At 32.2% G+C, this 21,435-nt stretch carries 17 protein-coding genes; 6 read left to right on the top strand and 11 right to left on the bottom strand.

What is annotated here, in order from left to right:
- Window positions 1–36 precede the first annotated feature (36 nt).
- On the bottom strand, window positions 37–1,836 hold the full coding sequence (locus AABL87_RS11200) for a WG repeat-containing protein (RefSeq protein WP_341277352.1): 1,800 nt from the start codon (window positions 1,834–1,836) through the stop codon (window positions 37–39).
- Window positions 1,833–3,179, bottom strand: a complete 1,347-nt coding sequence (locus AABL87_RS11195) for a hypothetical protein (RefSeq protein ID WP_341277351.1) — start codon at window positions 3,177–3,179, stop codon at window positions 1,833–1,835. The genes AABL87_RS11200 and AABL87_RS11195 overlap by 4 nt, the downstream gene beginning before the upstream one ends.
- A 123-nt stretch (window positions 3,180–3,302) precedes the next feature.
- Here AABL87_RS11195 and AABL87_RS11190 point away from each other — a divergent pair, with 123 nt between their 5' ends.
- Window positions 3,303–4,319, top strand: a complete 1,017-nt coding sequence (locus AABL87_RS11190; protein WP_006263671.1) for a PTS transporter subunit IIC — start codon at window positions 3,303–3,305, stop codon at window positions 4,317–4,319.
- Between the two features lie 181 nt (window positions 4,320–4,500).
- On the opposite strand, the gene AABL87_RS11185 is transcribed toward AABL87_RS11190, so the two are convergent.
- On the bottom strand, window positions 4,501–6,987 hold the full coding sequence (locus tag AABL87_RS11185) for an outer membrane beta-barrel family protein (RefSeq protein ID WP_016649337.1): 2,487 nt from the start codon (window positions 6,985–6,987) through the stop codon (window positions 4,501–4,503).
- Between the two features lie 379 nt (window positions 6,988–7,366).
- Between AABL87_RS11185 and AABL87_RS11180 the strand changes: the two genes are divergently transcribed.
- Window positions 7,367–8,059, top strand: a complete 693-nt coding sequence (locus tag AABL87_RS11180; protein WP_244154041.1) for a hypothetical protein — start codon at window positions 7,367–7,369, stop codon at window positions 8,057–8,059.
- A gap of 43 nt (window positions 8,060–8,102) precedes the next feature.
- On the opposite strand, the gene AABL87_RS11175 is transcribed toward AABL87_RS11180, so the two are convergent.
- From AABL87_RS11175 to AABL87_RS11165, 3 genes are all read right to left on the bottom strand, one after another.
- The gene (locus tag AABL87_RS11175; RefSeq protein WP_006263673.1) at window positions 8,103–9,311 is read right to left on the bottom strand and encodes a TCR/Tet family MFS transporter; all 1,209 of its coding nucleotides are present in this window, start codon (window positions 9,309–9,311) and stop codon (window positions 8,103–8,105) included.
- A gap of 79 nt (window positions 9,312–9,390) precedes the next feature.
- Window positions 9,391–10,266: an AraC family transcriptional regulator gene (locus AABL87_RS11170; protein WP_341277350.1), complete on the bottom strand. Its 876-nt coding sequence runs from the start codon at window positions 10,264–10,266 to the stop codon at window positions 9,391–9,393.
- Window positions 10,267–10,372: 106 nt separating this feature from the next.
- Window positions 10,373–10,723 (bottom strand): winged helix-turn-helix transcriptional regulator, encoded by a 351-nt coding sequence (locus AABL87_RS11165; protein ID WP_006263675.1) that lies wholly within the window; start codon window positions 10,721–10,723, stop codon window positions 10,373–10,375.
- Between the two features lie 86 nt (window positions 10,724–10,809).
- Between AABL87_RS11165 and AABL87_RS11160 the strand changes: the two genes are divergently transcribed.
- Window positions 10,810–11,325 carry a dihydrofolate reductase family protein gene (locus AABL87_RS11160; RefSeq protein ID WP_341277349.1) on the top strand — a complete coding sequence of 172 codons (516 nt, stop codon included), beginning with the start codon at window positions 10,810–10,812 and terminating at the stop codon, window positions 11,323–11,325.
- A gap of 181 nt (window positions 11,326–11,506) precedes the next feature.
- A complete protein-coding gene (locus AABL87_RS11155) occupies window positions 11,507–12,961 on the top strand; it encodes an aminotransferase-like domain-containing protein (protein WP_341277348.1) in 1,455 nt (484 codons plus the stop codon).
- Between the two features lie 151 nt (window positions 12,962–13,112).
- Here AABL87_RS11155 and glyA read toward each other — a convergent pair whose 3' ends face one another.
- Window positions 13,113–14,390: a serine hydroxymethyltransferase gene (glyA, locus tag AABL87_RS11150; RefSeq protein ID WP_341277347.1), complete on the bottom strand. Its 1,278-nt coding sequence runs from the start codon at window positions 14,388–14,390 to the stop codon at window positions 13,113–13,115.
- Between the two features lie 272 nt (window positions 14,391–14,662).
- Here glyA and AABL87_RS11145 point away from each other — a divergent pair, with 272 nt between their 5' ends.
- Together AABL87_RS11145 and pdxR are read left to right on the top strand one after the other, a co-directional pair.
- The gene (locus tag AABL87_RS11145) at window positions 14,663–15,616 is read left to right on the top strand and encodes an alpha/beta fold hydrolase (RefSeq protein ID WP_341277346.1); all 954 of its coding nucleotides are present in this window, start codon (window positions 14,663–14,665) and stop codon (window positions 15,614–15,616) included.
- A gap of 114 nt (window positions 15,617–15,730) precedes the next feature.
- Window positions 15,731–17,167, top strand: a complete 1,437-nt coding sequence (gene pdxR / locus AABL87_RS11140; protein WP_006263680.1) for a MocR-like pyridoxine biosynthesis transcription factor PdxR — start codon at window positions 15,731–15,733, stop codon at window positions 17,165–17,167.
- A gap of 265 nt (window positions 17,168–17,432) precedes the next feature.
- On the opposite strand, the gene AABL87_RS11135 is transcribed toward pdxR, so the two are convergent.
- The 4 genes from AABL87_RS11135 to AABL87_RS11120 are packed head-to-tail and all read right to left on the bottom strand — an operon-like array spanning window position 17,433 to window position 21,253.
- Entirely contained in the window at window positions 17,433–17,828 is a 396-nt protein-coding gene (locus tag AABL87_RS11135) for a cytochrome C (RefSeq protein WP_286417631.1), read from the bottom strand.
- Window positions 17,812–18,099, bottom strand: coding sequence for a hypothetical protein (locus tag AABL87_RS11130; protein ID WP_006260114.1), 288 nt, complete (start codon window positions 18,097–18,099; stop codon window positions 17,812–17,814). Before AABL87_RS11130 ends, AABL87_RS11135 begins: the two co-directional genes overlap by 17 nt.
- The gene (locus AABL87_RS11125) at window positions 18,099–19,112 is read right to left on the bottom strand and encodes a cbb3-type cytochrome c oxidase subunit II (protein ID WP_341277345.1); all 1,014 of its coding nucleotides are present in this window, start codon (window positions 19,110–19,112) and stop codon (window positions 18,099–18,101) included. Before AABL87_RS11125 ends, AABL87_RS11130 begins: the two co-directional genes overlap by 1 nt.
- 5 nt (window positions 19,113–19,117) lie before the next feature.
- Window positions 19,118–21,253: a cbb3-type cytochrome c oxidase subunit I gene (locus tag AABL87_RS11120; protein ID WP_341277344.1), complete on the bottom strand. Its 2,136-nt coding sequence runs from the start codon at window positions 21,251–21,253 to the stop codon at window positions 19,118–19,120.
- Between the last annotated feature and the right edge of the window lie 182 nt (window positions 21,254–21,435).

Below are 21,435 nucleotides of genomic sequence, written 5' to 3'. Positions count from 1 at the left end.
ACTTACGGAAGTATAATATCTATCGAATACTGTTCCTTATTTCTTTTCTTTCTCTCCTTTATGATTATAAGTACCGTCACTTAAGCCCATCGTTCTCTTACCAAAATTACTAGAACCAAAATAATTTCTGTCCATAAACTTAGATACTTTCTCATTTTTTAAATTAATTAATCCTAAAGCATCATTTAAGTATACAGGTGCTATTCCATAAGAAAAAGGTCCTTTAACATCATCATACATAAATGGAATAACAGTCTTATTATGTATATCTACAAAGCCCCACTTCTCATTCTGCTTGACAGCAAATAATAAATCACTTGGCAATAAATCAGTCATATCGTCAAAAGCATGTACATCATCATATTGAATAGGTACAACAATCTTTCCCTCTGTATTCATAAAACCAAATTTATTATTCTTCTCTACAACGAAATATCCTTTTTCAGCAGTTCGAACTTTATCTACGTTATCGATTTTCTGTGGTGCTAGGGTGTTCTTATTTAGTAAATAATATGTATTATTTGCTTCGATTAAAGTAAAATCATACTTACTATTCATTTCGTAGTTATCTACTTTCATTATTTTTTTATTCGTTGGATCTACTAATTCCCATGGAGATTCATCATCCTCTTTTATAACTATAAACTTATTGACTAGATTATCCACTTTATAATAAGTAAGGGGGTGCATCTCTAATTTATCATTCAAATAAAAGTATTGTCTGTTTGTTCTAAAATAACAATCATTAATAAAAGTATAAGTGCCTAAAAATTCTTTTACTAGTTTTAGATCTTTATTGTATATCAATGTTTTATCATCTTTATAGTCAATAAAGCGAGCACTAGGCATACTATTACTCAATGTCATGGTTATATCTCTTTGATAAGTTTCACTCCCCTTATAAAGAACTATTTTATCTATAGGCTCTCCAAACTCATAATATAGATAAGTAACCTGCACTGATTTTTTATAATCAGTTGATAATTGCTTCTCTAATGCGTCCATTTTAGCACCTATATCCTTTTTAAATTGAGAATGTTCCATATTGATATTCGCTTCAGAAAGTACTAGAATCTCTCCAATTTTCTTTATACATAGCTGTAAAAAAAGATCAAACTGATCTGGATGCATACCAGATCGCTGAGATCTATAGCTCTTTACACGTCTTTTATCTTTTAAGATTGCTTGAATATCATCAAACTCTAATTGATTAGAGGAAGTCTTAAGCAGTACACTTTTATCTGATACTTCCACTACCTCTATATCTACTCCATCATATTTCACTTTTTGATGAACTGTAGCAGGAAGTACGATACTATCTAGTTTTTTCATGGTAGAAAAAGGAATCCTAATATCTATCTTATCTACAGCCTTAGTAAGTCCTAGCTCAGTAGTGAAATGTGTATTCACATCCTTCTTCACCTCCATATTCTGTGTTGTACCATCGTAATAATACACCTTTTCTACATAGACAGGAGCCTTAATATCATCTAGAGACTTATAGATGGCAGGGTCTTTTATAAGTTGTATTGTCACAGCGTCTCCTGCTATAAAATCTATAAACTGAATATTAGCTTGGATTAATAGATCGATATTAGCATCATACTCCTGTTGATTAAAAGCTAGTTTTAAGGGAGCGACTACAGTAGGTTTACTTGGTTTATCATTGCTTTTGCTAAATAATCTTACAAACCGATTAAGGTCTTCTAAATCACTTTTAAGTAAATCAATATACTCTTGATTGGTAGCAGTAGCCTTATACTTTTTTATATCAACTTGTGCTGTTGCTACCTGCGTGATTAAAAAAAGTATACATATATTTAGGTATGTTTTCATCGGATAATTTTTAATTCGTCTGTATTCTGATCTATGTAAAACATAAAGGATATATTCTCTATATAACTTAGACCAACTGCTTTTAAATATGAAGTTTTATCTAGCGCTTCTAAGTAAGCTAATTTTCCATCATTACTGATATGCAGTTTGGTTTGTTGTGCGGTTACAACCTTCAAAGATTGTTCTAGCATATATTCCATATTGTCATAGTCATGATATGATTTTTGTTCAGTACTATTATAGTTATACGTATATTTTTCTAAGAACGAATCATATAGTAGTTGGGTAATCTGATTAAGATTTTTATCTAATATCAGGGCTGCGTACTCTGCATAGAACTGTTTGATTCGCTTTTCGAGATTCTTTTCTTTGCGAAGGTTTTTTCCCTTAGACCATCCTGTAACTTTATAATCTACTAAAGGTTTTAGTTGATGATTAAATCTAATATCTTTCTTTGTATAATCATTTGTACCATAATAATGATGGTATTGTATTTGGCGATTTTCTACAATGGTATCTATTAGATAAACTTGATTATTAAACAGATCTATAGTTTCTATAATATCACCTTTTCTATTGACATATTCGATAGCTACACTAGCATTTGATTTTTTAGGAATATGCGTCATGATATTACCTTTATCATCAATACCAGGTGTGAAGGCAAAGGACAAGTCAATAGGTGTCTCTGGATTTAGGATATATGGGTTAAGTACAATAGTTTCATAACACGAATACTTATCTTTCTCGTTTTTTGACAATATAGGGATACCATTTACTAAAACACTAGGTACAACATTATTACAGTTTACATACAACTGACAAATAAGCCCCTCTTTATTTATCATTAATTCATCTGATAAATTAGCAATAGGGTTATCAACTACTCTTGAGAAAGTGATTTGCATTCTTCCCTTGGTATCCTCCGTTATTTCTTCTTTCGTTTTTGCTTTTACTGTAAGCTCAATAGTAAAGTTACGAGTAGCAACCTTATAAATAAGCTCATAATACATTTCCTCAACTGTTAAGTTATTTGGATATACTTTTTCTAAATAGTCAATTAATTTAGTAGTTGTATTTTTAACTGAAGTATCAATAGAACACATTAAATAATCTTCATAAAAATATACCTCCTTAATAGGTATATTATTCCACTGCCCTTTATCATTAGACTTAAAGTAACTGTTATTATGATCAAAAGTATTCGTTTCATACAGTTTCTTATAACTATCTAATGATGTAATCTTATCTAGTATAACGGGTGACTGAGCCGTTATAAAAGAAGGAAAAAGGAAGATGAATAGCAATAATATTGATTTAATAGAAGTATTGAAAATATTCATTTCTTTAATTTGTTAATGAAGACACTAATTTAAGAATAACATTAACATTACTACTATAATTATTAATACTTTCGCATCGATTATAGTACCTTATAATAGGTACTTTATTAAATTAAAGACTTAATGAAACAATTTCTTCAAAGAAAAGATATACAGATTTCAAGCAAACGATACTTTATCGATGCTATGGGGGCTATGGCCTACGGGTTATTCGCTACTCTACTAGTAGGAACTATTCTAAAGACGATAGGAGAAGAATTTGGTATTTCGTTTTTAAAGGAGGTCGTTTGGCCATTTGCGAACCAGGCGACAGGCCCTGTAATCGCATTAGCCGTTGCCTATAGCTTAAGAGCGCCACAGCTAGTGTTATTCTCATCTGCAGTGGTAGGTGTAGCAGCGTATCAATTAGGAGGCCCATTAGGTGTGTTTATCGCGACTATTATTGCGGTAGAAATCGGGAAAGCTGTAGCAGGTGAAACAAGGATAGATATAGTGATAACACCAATAGTCACGGTTTTAGTAGGAGTAGCTTTAGCACAATGGATTGGCCCTAGTGTTAATCAGTTGATGCAATGGATTGGGCAGGTTATCATCTTTTCTACAGAGGCTAACCCTCTAATCATGGGTATGGTTATCGCTGTGGTAGTGGGTATGGTTCTAACCTTACCAATCTCTTCAGCTGCTTTATGTCTCATGTTACAACTAGATGGGCTGGCAGCAGGAGCAGCGACCATAGGTTGCTGTGCTCAAATGATAGGTTTTGCAACCATCAGTTATAGAGATAATGGTATAAAGGGCGTACTAGCACAGGGTATCGGTACTAGTATGTTACAAGTCCCTAATATTTATAAGAATTGGAAGATATGGATTCCACCAACCTTAGCCTCTGCTATTTTAGGTCCAATAGCTATTTTGTTCTTTGATATGCAAAATACGGCATTAGAATCAGGTATGGGAAGCTGTGGATTAGTCGGTCAGATAGGAACCTTTAATACCATGAAAGAGGCCTACTCTACTTCCTATATTATATTGGCTATACTAGGTTTACAGATTATATTACCTATGATTTTATCATACCTAATCTACTATATCATGAAAAAGAAACAGTGGATAAAAGATGGTGATATGAAAATATTTTAATCTAAGAATAATGTACTATACACAAGGAGAATACCATCTACCTCTACTCTATTTTGTGTAGGAAAGTGAATATATAAAGAAGCTGCTTCAATAGATCTATTGAAGCAGCTTCTTTCATATAAATATCATCTTATCTCAAGTCTCAATATAAATTAATCAATACCTAGACTATCTTCTATTATTAATTTAATCGTTCATTTTGTTCTTTTGAAATTACATTCTTTATTCTCTTATTACCTAATGTATATCTCATACTTATAAAATAGCTCTTAAAATATTCTTGCTTTTTATTAAAGCTATAAGCAGAATTACTAAACCTCATATTAGTATCTGGCTTCAATAAGTCATACGCTCCGATACTTACGTAAAAATCATTAAACGATCTTCCTAAATCAAGGTTAAGAGAGTGTTGAGCATTCACTTTACCGAATATATCCTCGAAGCCATTGTCATAACCGTAAGTTAAGGTTAAAACAGTGTTCTTTTTCTTGTCAAAAAACAGGTTGTTTTTAATGTTGAAATAAAAGTTTGTATTGTCAATTTTTACTGGAATATTATTATACTCTCCTCTAACTTTATACATCTCTAAAGACATACTAAACGAAAAACTCCAATGGTTCTTAAAGAGATTCTTATTAAAATAGAAATTACCTCCATACCCGTCTCCGTTTCCAAAATTATCTATCGTATTCACAATGACATTATCAATTACAGCATCAAAATTATTAAATAGATTATGGGTCTTCGCATAACCTAATTCTAAATTATAATCATCAAAAAAGGTATAAGTCAAGCCTACAAATGATTTTTTAGTATTTTTAAGGTAAGGGTTATTCACCCTAATTGAATTCGGTGAGTTTATATATATAAACGGATTGAGATTGCTATAAGGAGTACGAGTTATAGAACTAGCAAAATTTAGAGTCAATTGGTGCTCGTCATTTATTCCATACAAAAGGGCTAAAGATGGAAACAAGTTTGAATTACTTATTTTTACAGTTTCAGAATCTGATTTTAAAGTACCTTTTGCTGATAAATATTCGTAGCGCAAACCAATAAGCAAACCAAAAGATTCTGAAAACAACTTACGGTAATTCGCGAATAAAGCAAAGTAGTCTTCTTTATATTTAAACACATTAGTTTGCCTATCATCAGATACATATTCAACACCATTGTAATTCCCAAAAAAATTGTCACTTTGAATATTACTCTTAGAATAATTAATCCCCGTAGTCAGCTTACTACTATCTTTGAAGTTTTTCTCATAATCTGTCTTAAACTCTATTAACTCAGTAGTATTGTCAGGATTTTGTAGAAACCTCTTTTCTATGTCATTCGCGTAAGAGAACGTATTAAACATATCTCTATTATTCCTAGAATTATAATAGTTAAAATCTGAACTTATATTACTATCTAAAGTATCTAATACAATCTTATGATTCAAATTATAATATACTACATGATAATTACTTATTTTATCTTTATTTTTTGCAATATTCAAGGAATCTAATTGGTTGTTTGTTACATTGTAATAAGAACTAACAATGTCTCTATTGGTTTCGTTATTACTGAACCTAGAGCTAAAACTCATACCTATAGTCTGATTTTTGCTAAGAGTGTAATCAATATTTACATAAGGAGTATAATTTGTTCCTTTTGTAATAGCATTATTTTCTATTTGAGTTTCGTCATTACTTTTAAAGTCAATATAAGAATCATATCTATATGCTTTATTTTTAGAATTTTCTAATTTGACTCCAGAAGTGACTGCCCATTTATTTTTAGAGAAAGCAAGGTATGCTGAACCGTCTTGTGTATTATAGAATGATTGTGTAGACTTAGCATTTAAAACTACTTTAAAAGGCTGTTCCTTTGTTTTGTTTACAATCACATTGATGATTCCATTATCACCAGCCCTATAACTACTCCCAGGATTCTCTATCACTTCAATTTTCTTTATATCTACTGCAGGGATAGACTGTAACATACTCAACGCAACATCATTCCCTCCTACATTTCGACCATTGATCAGAATCGATACGCTCTTGCTATTTTTAATTTTAACTGATTTACCATCTGGAGCAACATTTACAATAGGAACAGTATTTAGAAACTCTAATGTTGATTTATTTTTAGCTAATATTGAATTAGAAATATTGGTCACTTCATATTTATCGAAGTTCTTTTTCATTTTAAGCTTCGACTCTATCATTATTTCTTTCAATTCAGTTCCATAGTCGATTCTAATCACTCCTAAATCAACATTCTCTTTTATGTTAATTTCTTTTTCAAAAAGTTCATTTCCTAAATAGGCTATTTTAAATAGGTATTCCCCTTGTTCTTCTTCTATTTGAAAGAATCCATTCTCATCAGAAATATCGGATTTTAATAGCTTCCCCTCTTTAGTTAGTAATAATACTGTTGCAAATTCAATAGAATTACTGTCTGTAGTTAGAACTTGTCCTTTTATTTTAGTTTGTGAAAACAAAAAGAAAGGTGATAAAAAAAGAAAGAACAATAATGTGCTTTTCAAAATCATTTTACGACCTCTCATATCAGAGTAGATTTTTTGAACCATATTTACTTCTTCAATCCTATACCTATAGGATTCTGAAAAGTTTCTTTCTTGTCTAATATTTCGTTTTTCTTCTAAACCTAGCTTATTCATTAGTTCTTTTTTTCTAATCACCCACTCTTTTTTATTGCACCTATTTTTAAATACAAAATTCTTATAAAATAAGAAATAAACACACTTATTTAATCAAATAAATATAAAACATTTAAACATCAAATATATACAACTTTTTTTATTAGCATAATTTTATCATTATTAAAATAACTATCCTCTCGTTATTATATTCTTGTATACAATCAAAAGAGATTTTATCTAACAAAAAGTAATTCTTCTCTCTTATATACTTAGGAATAGTTATCACTGAAATAATCCGAGGAATTTATCCAATAGTTATTACTACTGACCACTTAAATTATTCAACAAAAAGCACTTCAAAAAGTCTCCTTTTATGCTTTTTTTGTATATTCGACGAATGCAAAAGAATTGTCAAAAAGATTTTTTACCACTATACTCTAAGGATAATGTACTACTTACTTGGATCTTCAATATTTCTGGAGGTGCGCTGTTAGTGAGCTTATTTATCTTACTGGCTTTGTTGCCCTTATTGGTATCAACGCAGATCAAGACATTGGTCATTATAGGTCTATTCTACTACCCTATATGGGCTATAGTATTATATCGCTTTTATCGTTATATAAAAAGTAAAATGGCTGTAGCCATAAGAAATATAAAAATAGATGATCAAGGTATCCACTTTTCTAAAAAAGATGGAAGTACTGCTGAAATTCTTTATGATCAATTAGGGCATTCTTACCGTTCAGAGTACTATGACGTATACTTAGTACCTGTAAATAAGACATGGAGGCTAGCTGTAGGAATAGACGGCGTTCAAACTGAAGTTGTATTTGACGGCGCAGATGTTGGGAGCGTATATCAAATCAAAAATGCAAGAGCGTTAAGAGCAAAGTTTATAGAAGGTATTGTTCGCTTTAGACCTGATTTAAAAATAGACCCTTCTATATTTAAAGAGTTTAGTATTCATCCTCAAGACTTCACCTTTGATGGAAAAAGATATATGAAGCATATAGGACAAGGAGTACTTATCATAAGTGGTATCCTAGTAGTCAGTGTATTGCTTGGGCTGCTTATTATTAAATTGTCTTAAAATCATGATTACTATCTAAAATATTTTTCACAATACCCCACGCTTATTTTTTAAAACTATAATAGATAAACACTGCACTGATAAACATCAATAGCGACGCCAATAAAAATGGAGCTCCCGAAAACTCAAAAGGTGCACTCTCGTGAGTGAAATAATAGAATAAGTTAGTCATAACAGGTGGACCTATTATAGAAGTAACACTCACTAAACTTGTTAAGGCTCCTTGTAATTCACCTTGTTGATCAGAAGGTACACTTTTACTAATTATAGACTGAAGAGAAGGACCACAAATACCCCCTAAAGAATACGGTATTAAAAAGACTAACATCATCCATCCTTGATTTGCAAAAGCAAACAATAATAGTCCTAATGCATAAAATAAAAGCCCTAAATAGATACTTTTTTGCTCTCCTAATTTAGGCGCACTCCATCTAATCAATACTCCTTGTACCAATCCAATTAACAATCCTAATATCCCTAATGAGATACCCACTAGCCTTTCTGTCCAACTAAACTTATACATCGTAAAGAAATGCCAATTACTCTGAACTGCATGTAACCCAATATAGACAAGAACTAAAGCGAATACTAGATTAGAAATTTTAGGATGTTTAAATAAAAACTGAAAAGAACCAATCGGATTAGCACGTTTCCACTCAAATGACCTTCTCTTACTCTTATCTAGGCTCTCTGGAAGCATAAAATACCCGTAAAGGAAATTCAGAAGACATAATACAGCTGCTACATAAAAAGGCACTCGCGCTCCATAATGTCCTAATAAACCTCCTAAAACAGGCCCTATTATAAACCCTAAACCAAAAGCAGCTCCTATTACCCCGAAGTTCTTTGTTCTGTTCTCATCAGTGGATATATCAGCAATGTATGCACTTGCCGTAGAAATACTAGCTCCTGTCAGTCCTGCTATAATACGACCTACAAATAACCATCCTATAGAAGGTGCGAGAGCTAATAAGATATAATCTATCGAAAAACCAAAAAGAGAAATCAGTAAAATAGGTCGTCTACCATACTTATCACTAAGATTACCTACTAAAGGTGAAAACACAAACTGTGTAAATGCATAGGCGAAACCAAGCCATCCACCGTACTTAGCGGCTTCACTAATATCACCTTGAATAAGCTCACCAATCAGTTTCGGAACGACAGGAAGTATGATACCCCATCCTGTTATATCTAGCAATAGGGTAATAAATATAAACCCTACTGCTGCTTTTTTATCTGTTTTTTTCATGTGGTAAAAGTAAACAGAGTGACAAAACGGGTTATTGACGATTTAAGAGGTTTTAAGTACTATTTCTAAGCTCTTGATATTACTCTTCCTCTCGATATAACTTAGGAGACATTCCTGTATTTCGTTTAAAGTATCTACAGAACACGCTAGTGTCTGTGAACTCTAATTCATTGCTAATCTCTTTTATTGATAAACTTGATGATTTAAGCAGTGTTTTAGCATGTAATATGAGTACATGGTCAATCCATTGCAAAGTAGATTTACCCGTATTCTGTTTTAGAAACGACGAGAGATACTGTGTACTTAAATGTAGTTTATCTGCATAAAACTGTACATTTCGTTGCTTGTGAGCATATGTAGATACCAAAGAGTAAAAGTTATCGATGATTTCGTGTGTTCGATTCTTCGTTCGGTTTTTAGTATTAGGCACATCCTGATACTTTTCGATAATCAAATTAATCAATGCCATAACAAGATGTTTGAGCATTTCTATTTTATTAGAGCTTTGCTCCTTATTGTATACTTTCTCAATAAGCCTGATTAACTCCTGTTGTAAAGGAAGCTCTTCTGGATCTAATCTTATAATCGGTTGCCAACGAATCTGCTCATTCATTACAAATTCTCTTAATAAGGGAAAAGTTGAAATAAAATCCAATGAAAGACCAATAGTTACTATTTCTGCATCTTCACTTAAAGACTTTGTCTCTATCATAACCTGTGGAGGTATAACAGCGACATCTCCCTCTTTGACTTCATACTCAGAAAAGTGTATCTGAGCTTTCATTGATCCTTTTAATACAACACCTAACAACAGTCCTTCAAATAGACGACTATGTTTCTTATAGTTTTGATTTGTCTTACTGTATTGATGAAAAACAACAATACCATCTATCTTCCTTGCCGCATCAAGATCATATAGTTTATAAACATTATCAAGGGTTATAAATACAGCCATATTCACACATATTTTTAAATCTTCAAAAAAGAAGTACCTCCCTCCTTTTGATGACAAGTACCTTTATCCTTCACTATTTAATGTATCGTTAATCACATTACTTACACTATTTATCTTTAATTTTATCTCTATGCTTTTGGCCAAACTCTATTAAAGATTCTAAAACAGGATAACTCTCTAGAGCGTGCTCAGTAAGACTATAAGATACTGTAATTGGTTTGGTTGAATTAACCGTTCTAGTAATTAGTAAATTATCCTCCAACTCCTGCAGTTCTTTAGACAATACCTTAGGAGAAATTCCCTTTGCGTGTTCTTGCAAGTCTTTAAATCGCATTACCCCATTAGTACGTAGATGATTAAGAATACAAAATTTCCACTTGCCACTAAGTAATTCAATAGCATCTCTTAGTGCCAAAATTGTTTGTTTAGATACTGTATCGCTTTTTCTTGTTGCCATTGTTTTAGTTACTATCCTTGAGGTAAGTCATAGCAAATATAAAGGAAGCACGTCTTAGATTTGTTGAAATTCTAAAAAACAATCAAATGAAAGTATCCTTAATCGCAAATATTTCTATCAATGGAAGAATATTTCTATCAGACAACCCTGCTTACCAATTGCCTCCAGAGGCCTTAAGTTTCTACCTTGAACTTGCACATCAGATTGGAAACTTAGTTATTGGCATGAAAACTTTTCAAAACTTTCAAAAGTCACCTCAAAAGGTTAAAGATCTTTTTATGGGGATAGAAATAATTGTACTCTCTAATAATACACATTCCTCTATAGAAGGTTATACCTTTGTTAATAGTCCTGAAGAAGCGATAACCTATATGGCTACAAAAGGAATTACAGAACTAGCTATTGGTGGTGGAACGGGTACTTACAACGCCTTTATAGAGAAAGAACTCGTAACTGATATTTACTTTAATATCAACCCAATCATTATAGGGAATGGTGATCTTTTAGGAGTGTATGATAAACTAAACACTAAATTTGACATTGTAACTCATAAAATAACAAATGGTTTTCTTCAATTACATCTAACTAACTCCAAAAGCTAAAATTACATTAGACACTAATTGATATAAAAATAATAAGTTGTCTTATTGGCCAACATTAGAGTTGAATAATCGGTAAGAAAAAGACATTTTTTCCCTTACCGATTATTCAACAAAAACAACAATTCTTTCTCGTTATTTACTCTATATTTATGCATCCGTTATAAATCAACTTATAGTTCATATGTACCCAATAGAACATATCATTCGTATCGATAAAAAAAGCAAAATGCCTATCTATAGACAAATTGCTATATCAATTATCAATGCAATAAAAAATGGATACCTAAAAGCAGGAGATCAACTCCCAGGAAGTAGAGATTTAGCAGACTCTTTAAACCTTCACAGAAAAACTATAATTGCAGCTTACGAAGAACTGTATACACAAGACTGGATTTCTATGTCACCTCGAAAAAGAGCAACTATATCAGAGTCCATTCCTAATCTCAAAGCGTCAAAGTGGGAAGAGTTCTCTAGTATACACTCCTATGATATTGACTTTAATTTACCATTTAATCAATATCATGATGTAGATTACTCTGTAGAAGAAAACACAGTTATTCCAGATATTATTATCGATGATGGTTTTCCAGATATTAGGCTTTCTCCAATAAGTGCATTATTAAAGACCTATCGTTCTTATGTTACAAGAACCTATTCAATTAAAAATGCTAATCTTGAAAACCCACAGGGAACCCTCGCTCTAAGAGAACAACTTGTCAATTACCTATCCGAAACTAGAGGGCTTATTTTCTCTAAAGAGAATATTCTTATTACTCATGGAGCACAAATGAGTATTTATCTTTCAGCACAATTATTACTCAATAAAAAGGTAAAAATTGTTGTAGCTAAGCCTAATTACCCAAAAGCTAGTCAAACATTCAGCAATACTGGAGCGAAAGTGTTAGAAATAGGAATAGATGAAAAAGGACTAAAAACAGACGAACTAGAGTCACTTTGTAAAACAACAACAATAACAGCTGTTTATGTTATTTCTCATCATCACTACCCTACTACTGTCACTTTAAGTGTTGACAGACGTGTGCACCTCTTAGAACTTTCTAAGCAATATCACTTCGCTATCATAGAAGATGATTATGACTTTGATTATCACTATACAACTCCTCCATACCTTCCATTAGCTAGTGGCGGGCATAATGGTAATGTTATTTACATCGGTTCATTTTCTAAAATATTAGGACCATCCATTCGTATAGGTTTTATGGTCGCTCCAAAAAACTTCATTCAACAATGTGTTGAACTAAGAAAAACAATTGATGTAGGAAATGATGCGTATATGCAAAACTCTTTAGCTAGCTTGATTAAAGAAGGAGAATTTACAAGGTATTTTAAAAAAGCTAAAAAGTTTTATCAGGAAAGACTAGAGTTATTAGATCAACTATTAAAAAAGGAACTGAACAAGTATATTTCTTACACTTTGCCTACAGGAGGGATGGCAGTATGGATAAAAGTAGATAAACAATATCCAATATCAGCAATACAAAACCTATCCAAATTAAGGATTAAACATATTAGTAAAGAAGAGAATGCTTTTAGATTTGGATTTGCTTCTTTAAACGAGAAAGAAATCCTTCAAGCTATTCATATTCTGAAAGATCATTTTATCAAACATCAATAAATGCAATACCTCGTGAGAAGTTGCACACGAGGTATTCCATTTATAGCATAGTTAAAGTTAAATATAGAGACTACATTTTCTACTCACAACACACGATCTCTAGAATTAATGATTCTATATTGATAAACAATGACTGCTATTATATCTAATATTATCTAGAAAACATAGGATAATCTTTCATCATATTTTGAATTTCTTGCTTTATCTGTTTATGTTTCGTTGCATTATCTTTATATATTAATACTTCATCAATAAAGTGAACTATTTTTTTCATATCTGCTTCTTTTAACCCTCTGGTAGTTACTGCCGCAGCTCCCACCCTAATACCAGAAGTAATGAAATTCGATTTATCATCATAAGGAACCATATTCTTATTCACTGTAATCCCAGCGTGTTCTAAAATACTTTCAGCCTCCTTACCAGATATATCTTTATTTCTTAAATCAATTAATACCAAATGGTTATCCGTTCCTCCAGAGACAATATTATATCCGCGCAACAAAAAAGCATCTGCCATTACTTTCATGTTTTTTTGAATCTGATTAGCATATACCTTAAAATCATCTGTCAATACTTCATTAAAAGCCACCGCTTTGGCTGCAATAGTATGCATTAGTGGACCACCTTGATTACCAGGAAATACAGATGCATCTAGAAGACTAGACATCATTCTTAGCTCTCCTTTTAAGGTCTTATATCCAAAGGGATTTTCAAAATCTTTTCCCATTAAAATAACTCCTCCTCGTGGACCTCGCAATGTTTTATGTGTTGTTGTTGTAACAATGTGACAATGCGGTATAGGATTACTTAATAATCCTTTGGCTATTAACCCTGCAGGATGTGCCATATCTGCTAATAATATAGCTCCTACCTTATCCGCTATTTCCCTAAAACGACTATAATTAATATCTCTAGAATATGCACTTCCACCAGCTATAATCATCTTAGGCTTTTCTTTGATAGCTATCTCTTCAATTTTATCATAATTAAGTACCCCTGTTTCTTGATCTACTCCATAGAATGAAGGAACATATAATCTGCCTGAAAAATTCACAGAAGAACCATGAGTCAAGTGCCCTCCATGCGTTAGGTCAAATCCTAATATTTTATCTCCAGGTTTTAAGCAAACTGAAAAAACAGCAACATTAGCTTGTGATCCAGAATGTGGTTGAACATTAGCATATTCTGCGCCATAAATCTCTTTTAAAGATGCAATAGCCATATTCTCTACAAAGTCAACATATTCACACCCTCCATAATATCGTTTATCAGGATATCCTTCTGCATACTTATTAGTTAATATAGATCCATTGGCCCTTAAAACATCCTCGCTAACAAAGTTCTCTGAAGCAATTAATTCTAAGCCCTCCCTTTGTCTTCTTTCTTCTCTTTTGATTAATTCAAATAAAATGCTGTTGTTGTTGTGCATAGTTGTATAAATTAGTTTAGCTATGATTACTAGTTTATAATCTAGATTAAAAAGCCTATAAACTAGTGTCTTATTAAATTTAAAAAGCAAAAATAACAGTTAGTAGCCTAATAATTTGGAGACAGATTTTTTATTCTTAGGCATCCAGATTGATCCTTTTAACAATTAAAGAGTTTAATATTTTTTATTCCTAAAAACAGTGCCATTACTTAGTTATGTTTTTTTATCTCAAATCATTTTAAGTACATTTAACCTTATTAAACTAAATAGACATGAAACAGTTTTCATATAAAAAAACAGGGATAATATTCTTATTACTATTTCAATTATCTTTAATTGAAGTATTTGCACAAACACCTTCAAAAATAGAACTAGAATATTTTACAATTGAAAATACCCCTCTTTATATTATCAATACTAATGATATTGATTTAGCTATACGCTATAAAAAAGGGCAAGGTATACCTATTGTATTTATACACGGTTCATGGGATGATCATAATTCTTGGTTACCAGTGGCAGAAGAGTTAATTAAAACTACTACTAATCCCATCATTTTATATGATAGAAGAGGACATAGTGCTTCTTCTCCAGATAAAGAACAAGGTACAATATCAATGGATGTCCAAGATGCCGTTTCCCTACTCGATGCTTTACAGATTAAGAAAGCTCATTTTATAGGACATTCTTATGGAGCAAATATCACAATTGAACTAGCCAATAATCACGCTGATAGAGTTGAGAGTATTGTTTTATATGAACCTCCTATTTTTGGGATGCTTAAAGGACAAACTGAATACAAACAAATTCTATCAGAGGTACAGAATGAAATGCAAAAAAGTAAAACTTTACTTGAACAAGGACACATTGAACAGGGAACCTTTAATTTTATTGAAAAAGTAGCCTTTGGAAAAGGTAGTTGGTATTCTGTTTTTGATCAAAGAGCCAGAAATACAATGACAGCTAGTTACACTACTTGGCTTGATCAAGCTAATGATCCTGAAAGGTTAAATATAAAACCAGAAAACCTTAATCAATTTAATGGTAAAATAACACTTATTACAGGATCAGATTCTATCTTAGTATATACAGCTGTTGCAAAAACAATAAAACAGAAAGTTAATTCAATAGAATTACAGACTATTCAAGGCGCAGGTCATGGAGGACTTATTTCTCACCCCAAACAAACTGCTCATCTGATTACTACACACTTAAATCAATTGTAATAATATAATCAGAGTTCTCTAGCTTAAAGCTGTTTTTACAACTCTTTATAAAGTTTAATTTACTACATTTGGAGTATTGCATTTTATAAGAGTTAACTATATCAAGTAATCCAGATGAAGAGATTATGGAAATTAGAAATTAGATTAGAGAATACATCTAATAAAGCTTTGTATTTACAAATAGCTGACGCCATCATTGATGACATCAAGAAAGGAAGGCTAAAAAAAGGAGATTTACTACCTAGTACGCGTACACTCTCTACTCTACTAAATGTCAATAGAAACACCGTAGTACGCGCACTGACTATCTTAATTACCGAACAATGGCTGGTATCGGTAGAAAGGAAAGGAATTTTTGTAGCTCATACTATTTCGCAAGATAGTCCTGTAAAATCAATAGAGCCTTTATTAGAAAGACAAGAAACAGACCTATTACTGAACAATAATATTGTCTTTGACAATGGCTATCCTGATAGTAAAATAGTTCCAATAGCAGAACTGGCACGCGCTTATAGACAAATCTTTAATAGAAGTGCTAAATGGCAAATGATGGGATATGGAAGTGAACTAGGCGATTCTAAATTCATTACTCATATTGCTAATATGCTCAATCATCAAAGAGGGATGAATGTAGCCGAAAAAAACATTTGTATTACACGTGGAGGACAGATGGCTATCTTTATGATCGCTCATTCCCTCTTGACTAAAGGAGACTATATACTAGTAGAAAACCCTGGGTATAATTCTGCTTGGGAAGCTTTTAAACATGCTGGTGCTAATCTTATTCCTATTCATGTAGATGACCAAGGAATAGTGACTAGTGAGATTATAGAACAGCTAAAAACGAATAAAAGAATTAAAGCCATTTACCTAACCCCTCATCATCAATTTCCAACAACAGTTACCCTTAGTCTTAAAAGAAGATTAGAAATAATCGAACTTTCTAACCAATACGGGTTTACTGTCATTGAAGATGACTATGATAATGAATTTCATTATAATACAAGACCCATTTTACCCCTTTGTAGCCATATTAACCTAGAAAATTATATATACATAGGAACTTTAAGTAAGGTAGTCGCTCCTTCTCTTAGAATAGGTTACTTAGTGACTAGTAAGACCTCTTTAATAAAGAAAGTAAGTAAACTAAGAAAGATAATTGATATTCAAGGTGATAGAATAATGGAGCTAGCTATACTAGAGTTAATCAAAGAAGGAATTATTAAAAAACATATCAAAAAAGCAACAATTCATTACAAAGAGAAAAGAGATTACACCTATAGCTTATTAAAGCATTATTTAGACCAATCCACCCATTTCACCTTGCCAGAAGGAGGACTTGCTTTTTGGATTAAACTCAATAGGACTATAGATTTTAAGAATTTCTGTGCTTTATTAACCAGCAAAGGCGTTGATATAGTAAACCCTAATGAGTATTACCTAGACCACTCTAGTAACGGATTAAGAATTAGCTTCGGTAGATTAACTAAAGAAGATTTAGAAAAAGGAATAAAAATCATTGCAGAATGTTTAACCCAGATTAAGCATTAGCCAAATACTGCAAAGCAATTCTACTTCATATCTCTTTCATTTCTTCTAAAACCATACTACAGTATGCTTTTTTCTTGAATTCAGAGCTATTTTGTATAATTACTTTTCGTTTATATGTCTATCGCTTAATCTGGGTTAAAATCAAGAGCTACATTCCTAACTCTATTGTGTTTTTCTAATTCAGCATTTTTATTCCTTCTTTTAATATTGTCTCTACCTATGATAGGTGATCCAGTTCCTAATGACGCTTATTGTGGCTTACACTTTATAAATAACGCACAAGATAATACATCCCCCAAGCAAAGATTACAATAATGGTTGTCCATACCCAAAAGGGAATACTCTGAGGAGTTTCACTACCTACAACTAAAAAAGTCTTTTGATCACCTTTTCCATAAGCATTAATGCGTATAGACAATAAACCATCTACCACAGCCTTTTCCTTTATTCCTTCTATATCTATAGCCGGGCCATTCTTTACTGTAAACGGAATAATTCTAATCCCCTCTTTTCCAGTGTGATCTTTACTTACAATTTTTAAGGTATGATCCCCATCCACTAATTTATGCGTATTGAGTTCGAAATTTACAGGTGTTTCGAGCTCTGCAATAGGTTGATGTTCATCATCAATAAAAATGAATACTCTACTTCTCTGCTCCATCTAATAGGTCGTTTAATACAGTTCTTTTAATGTGTTCTTTAGATTCTTCTCCTGGTTTTACTAACCATTTAATAGAGAAGATTAACGTAGCTAAAACCAGAATAGCAATCACCACTATAATAGTGTAATCCCATTTACTATCAGGTCCTACACCATGTACAACTCCTTTTAGTAATTTAGGTTGATTGCGTTCACAAACAGGACAAGCATAGATTACATTGGCAAGTAATAGTCCTATTATAGTAAGAATCCTTTTACAATTTACTTTCATTATTTATCCTTTATTTGGTTGATATAATCCATGATCTGTTTTACTTCTTCTACTGTTACCAAGGGAGCTTTATTTCCCCAATTATTGCGCTCGTAGTTAACTATTGCAGTAACTTCTTCCTCCGTCCAATTCGCATTAGTACCTACTGCAGGCATTACTCCATACTCCTCTCTAGCATCATATCCATTCATTATAATATCGACAAATAGTTGGAGGTTATCTCCAGTAACAATAGCACTGTTTTTTAAAGGAGGAAACGCACCAGAGAGTCCTTCTCCATTGGCCTGATGACAGGCTGCACAATTATTCATATAAAGGTTTTTACCATCCAAAGCCGTTTTAGTCTGTCCTGTAGTTACTCCTTGCGTTACATCTTGTTCTTTAGGATATAAAAACTCAGGAGTCATAATCGTTCCAGGCAATGGAGTCTGCTTTAAAGCTTGTAGATATGCAACTAAATCTAAAGCGTCTTGAGTAGCTACAATCTTTAATTTTTTATCCCTTAAGAATGTTTCTGGTACACTGACTACAACATCCTCTTTATCAGGATGCTCTTTAGATGTAAACAGAAAAGAATACGAAGGCATAATGGATTCTTTAACGACAATACGAGGATTATAAAGATGAACTAAATGCCAGTCTAGACTAGGTTGACGTGTACCTATATCTATAAGATCAGGACCTGTTCTTTCTGTTCCCATCAGCGTAGCAGTATTAGTCCAAAAATCAACTCTTTTATTACCCGCATAATCTGCAGATATAGAAGGTCTACTCCCCCATTTTCTATCCATTTCTACATTTCTAACTTGCTGACTATGACAAGCTACACATCCATTAGCTATAAATATATCTTTTCCTCTTTTCTCTGATTGTGTTAGAGGGATCGCATCAGGTAAAGGATGTATTTTAGACTGATTATCTAGGGCTGGTAGAATAGCTACAAATAGTGTTAGAATCAAAAATAAAATAGTTGCTATTACATAAAGTTTTTTATGGTTGCTAAATATATCCATGTCTACTAATTATTAAATATTTTGTCATTATCTACGCTATCATCAGCTAGTTTCTCAAAGGTTAAGTCTACCCTATCTAAAGAACCGGATTCGTCTTTTTGAATCATCTTATAAAAATTATAGACAAAGAATAAATGAGATAACCACATTAGACTTCCTCCAATAGCTCTCCATAGCCAATAAGGCATCATAAACTTGACACTCTCTATAAAGGCAGAGTCTTCCATCCACATTAAGCCTCTTAATGTTCCCCCGTACATTAAAGGGATTGAATAAAACAACAATCCTATTAAGGCTAACCAAAAATGAGCTCCGATTGTAATCTGTGGCGCTTCTTTACCCGTTATTTGTGGTACTAATGCATATATAGATCCCCATAAAAGAAAAGTGATAATTCCATACATCGTCAGATGAGAGTGAGCCACTGTAAAGTCTGTAAAGTGCCAAAGCAGATTTGTAAATCGAAAGGATTCTGCTGTACCTTGCAAAGAACCCGTAAAATAGAACATAATACCTATTACAAAAAACGGAATGGTGTAACTATCCTTGATTTTATACCAGACTCCTTTAAAGGTTAAGAAAAAATTAGTTGTACCCGCTACTACAGGAATAACCATTCCAACACTAGCTACAATAGCAACAGTCTGTAACCACCATGGTATAGCACTAAAAACAAAGTGATGGGTTCCAATTAATGTATAAAACAATATCTGGCTCCAAAAAGCTAATATTCCTAAACTGTATGAATATATTGGTTTATTAAGTTGTTGTGGCAGAAAGTAATATACTATCCCTAGAGTAAAAAGCATAAACCACATCCCTACTGCTTGATGCATATAATACCCCTGCACGATTGTCTCTCCTAAACCATCTTGCCAAAAAGGTAAATATCCAACAACAGCTACTATAGTAATAAAGATAACAGCAGCAACGATATACCAATTAGAGATATAAATATCCTTATCCGTTCTATTGGCTATAGTCTTTAAATAGCATCTAAGCGTAAAGTACAACCCTAAAGCAAACAATAACATAATAGGCCATATATACTCTCTATACTCTCCTCCTCCATTGTTTACACCAGCCATTAAACTAATAGACCCGATAAAAACGGAAGCATTAATTAAAACAAGTGAATACCATCCCCATTTAATATTGACCAAGTTTGTATTACTAACTCTAGGTACGATATAATACCCCAATCCAATCATCCCTAAAGAAGCCCATCCCCAGAATACAGCATTAGTATGAACCGGTCTTAGTCTTCCAAAGCTAAGCCAACTACTATGATCTATATCTGGTGCTATAAATTTAATCCCTAAATACTCTCCAATAGTAGTACCTACAATTAACCAAAAGCTAGCTGTTCCTAAAAACCATAAAATAAGTTTAGCCAAACCTGAATCTATATCTACCTTGACAGAGTTTCTTTTCTTATTAGCAACAACGGGTGCTAGTTCAGTCTTTGACAACGAAATCAATCCCTTTTGATCTTGAATTAAACTTTCTCCTGAGAGTTCTTTATTGGTCAATGAAAACCCTAGGGCAATCTCTCGTTTTTTTAAAGAGTCTGACTCCTCTTCAGACAAATGCTCTAAATATTCTTTAAATTGTTTTGTATGCTGATCCTCTAGCTTATTTTTTTGCACACTAATAATATTGGAAATTTTAATAAGCATAATTACTACGCCCAATAGAATAGGAATTGCGATTAGAATCAAAATAATGATAATCCCTGGCTCTGTTAAAAGAGATGGTTCTGTTGTTTTGATATTACTCTGTGCAAAAAGATTTGATGCAGAAATAAAGAAAATAAACCCGATCAGGTATTTTAACTTTGTACTTTTTAATAAAACACGGATTTGACGTTTTGTAAGGCTTGTGATAGATATCTTTACTAAATTTGAATCTAATTCTTTGTTTAAATTATACAACTTATCAAGATAAGATGCCTTTAAATATAATGATCTAAAAAAAGCACTCAGTAGCACTATTAGAATCAGAGCGATAACAATAAAGATATCTTGGTTGTTAACCCTAAACTTTAAAGGCTCCATATTGTTAGCCCAAATCGCTGTTGGATGCATAAAAAGTAGAAAACTTATAAAAATAGACCACGGAGCAAAAGACAGTATTTTCATTATGAGTATTATTAAGTAAGTAAACCATACACCTAGTTTATAGATAATTGTGTTGGCAAACCATGTGTTTAGTATTTATTATCTAAAGCAAAGGTATTGTGCTCCCTCATTAAAGAGATGGTACAGATTAGAGATAATAACATAGACCAAGTAATGAGATTGAGGATAAAACAATTACTCTA

This window comes from Myroides sp. C4067 (assembly GCF_038039665.1).
Classification (GTDB): domain Bacteria; phylum Bacteroidota; class Bacteroidia; order Flavobacteriales; family Flavobacteriaceae; genus Flavobacterium; species Flavobacterium odoratimimum.
This window is presented reverse-complemented; position numbering and strand designations above follow the sequence as displayed.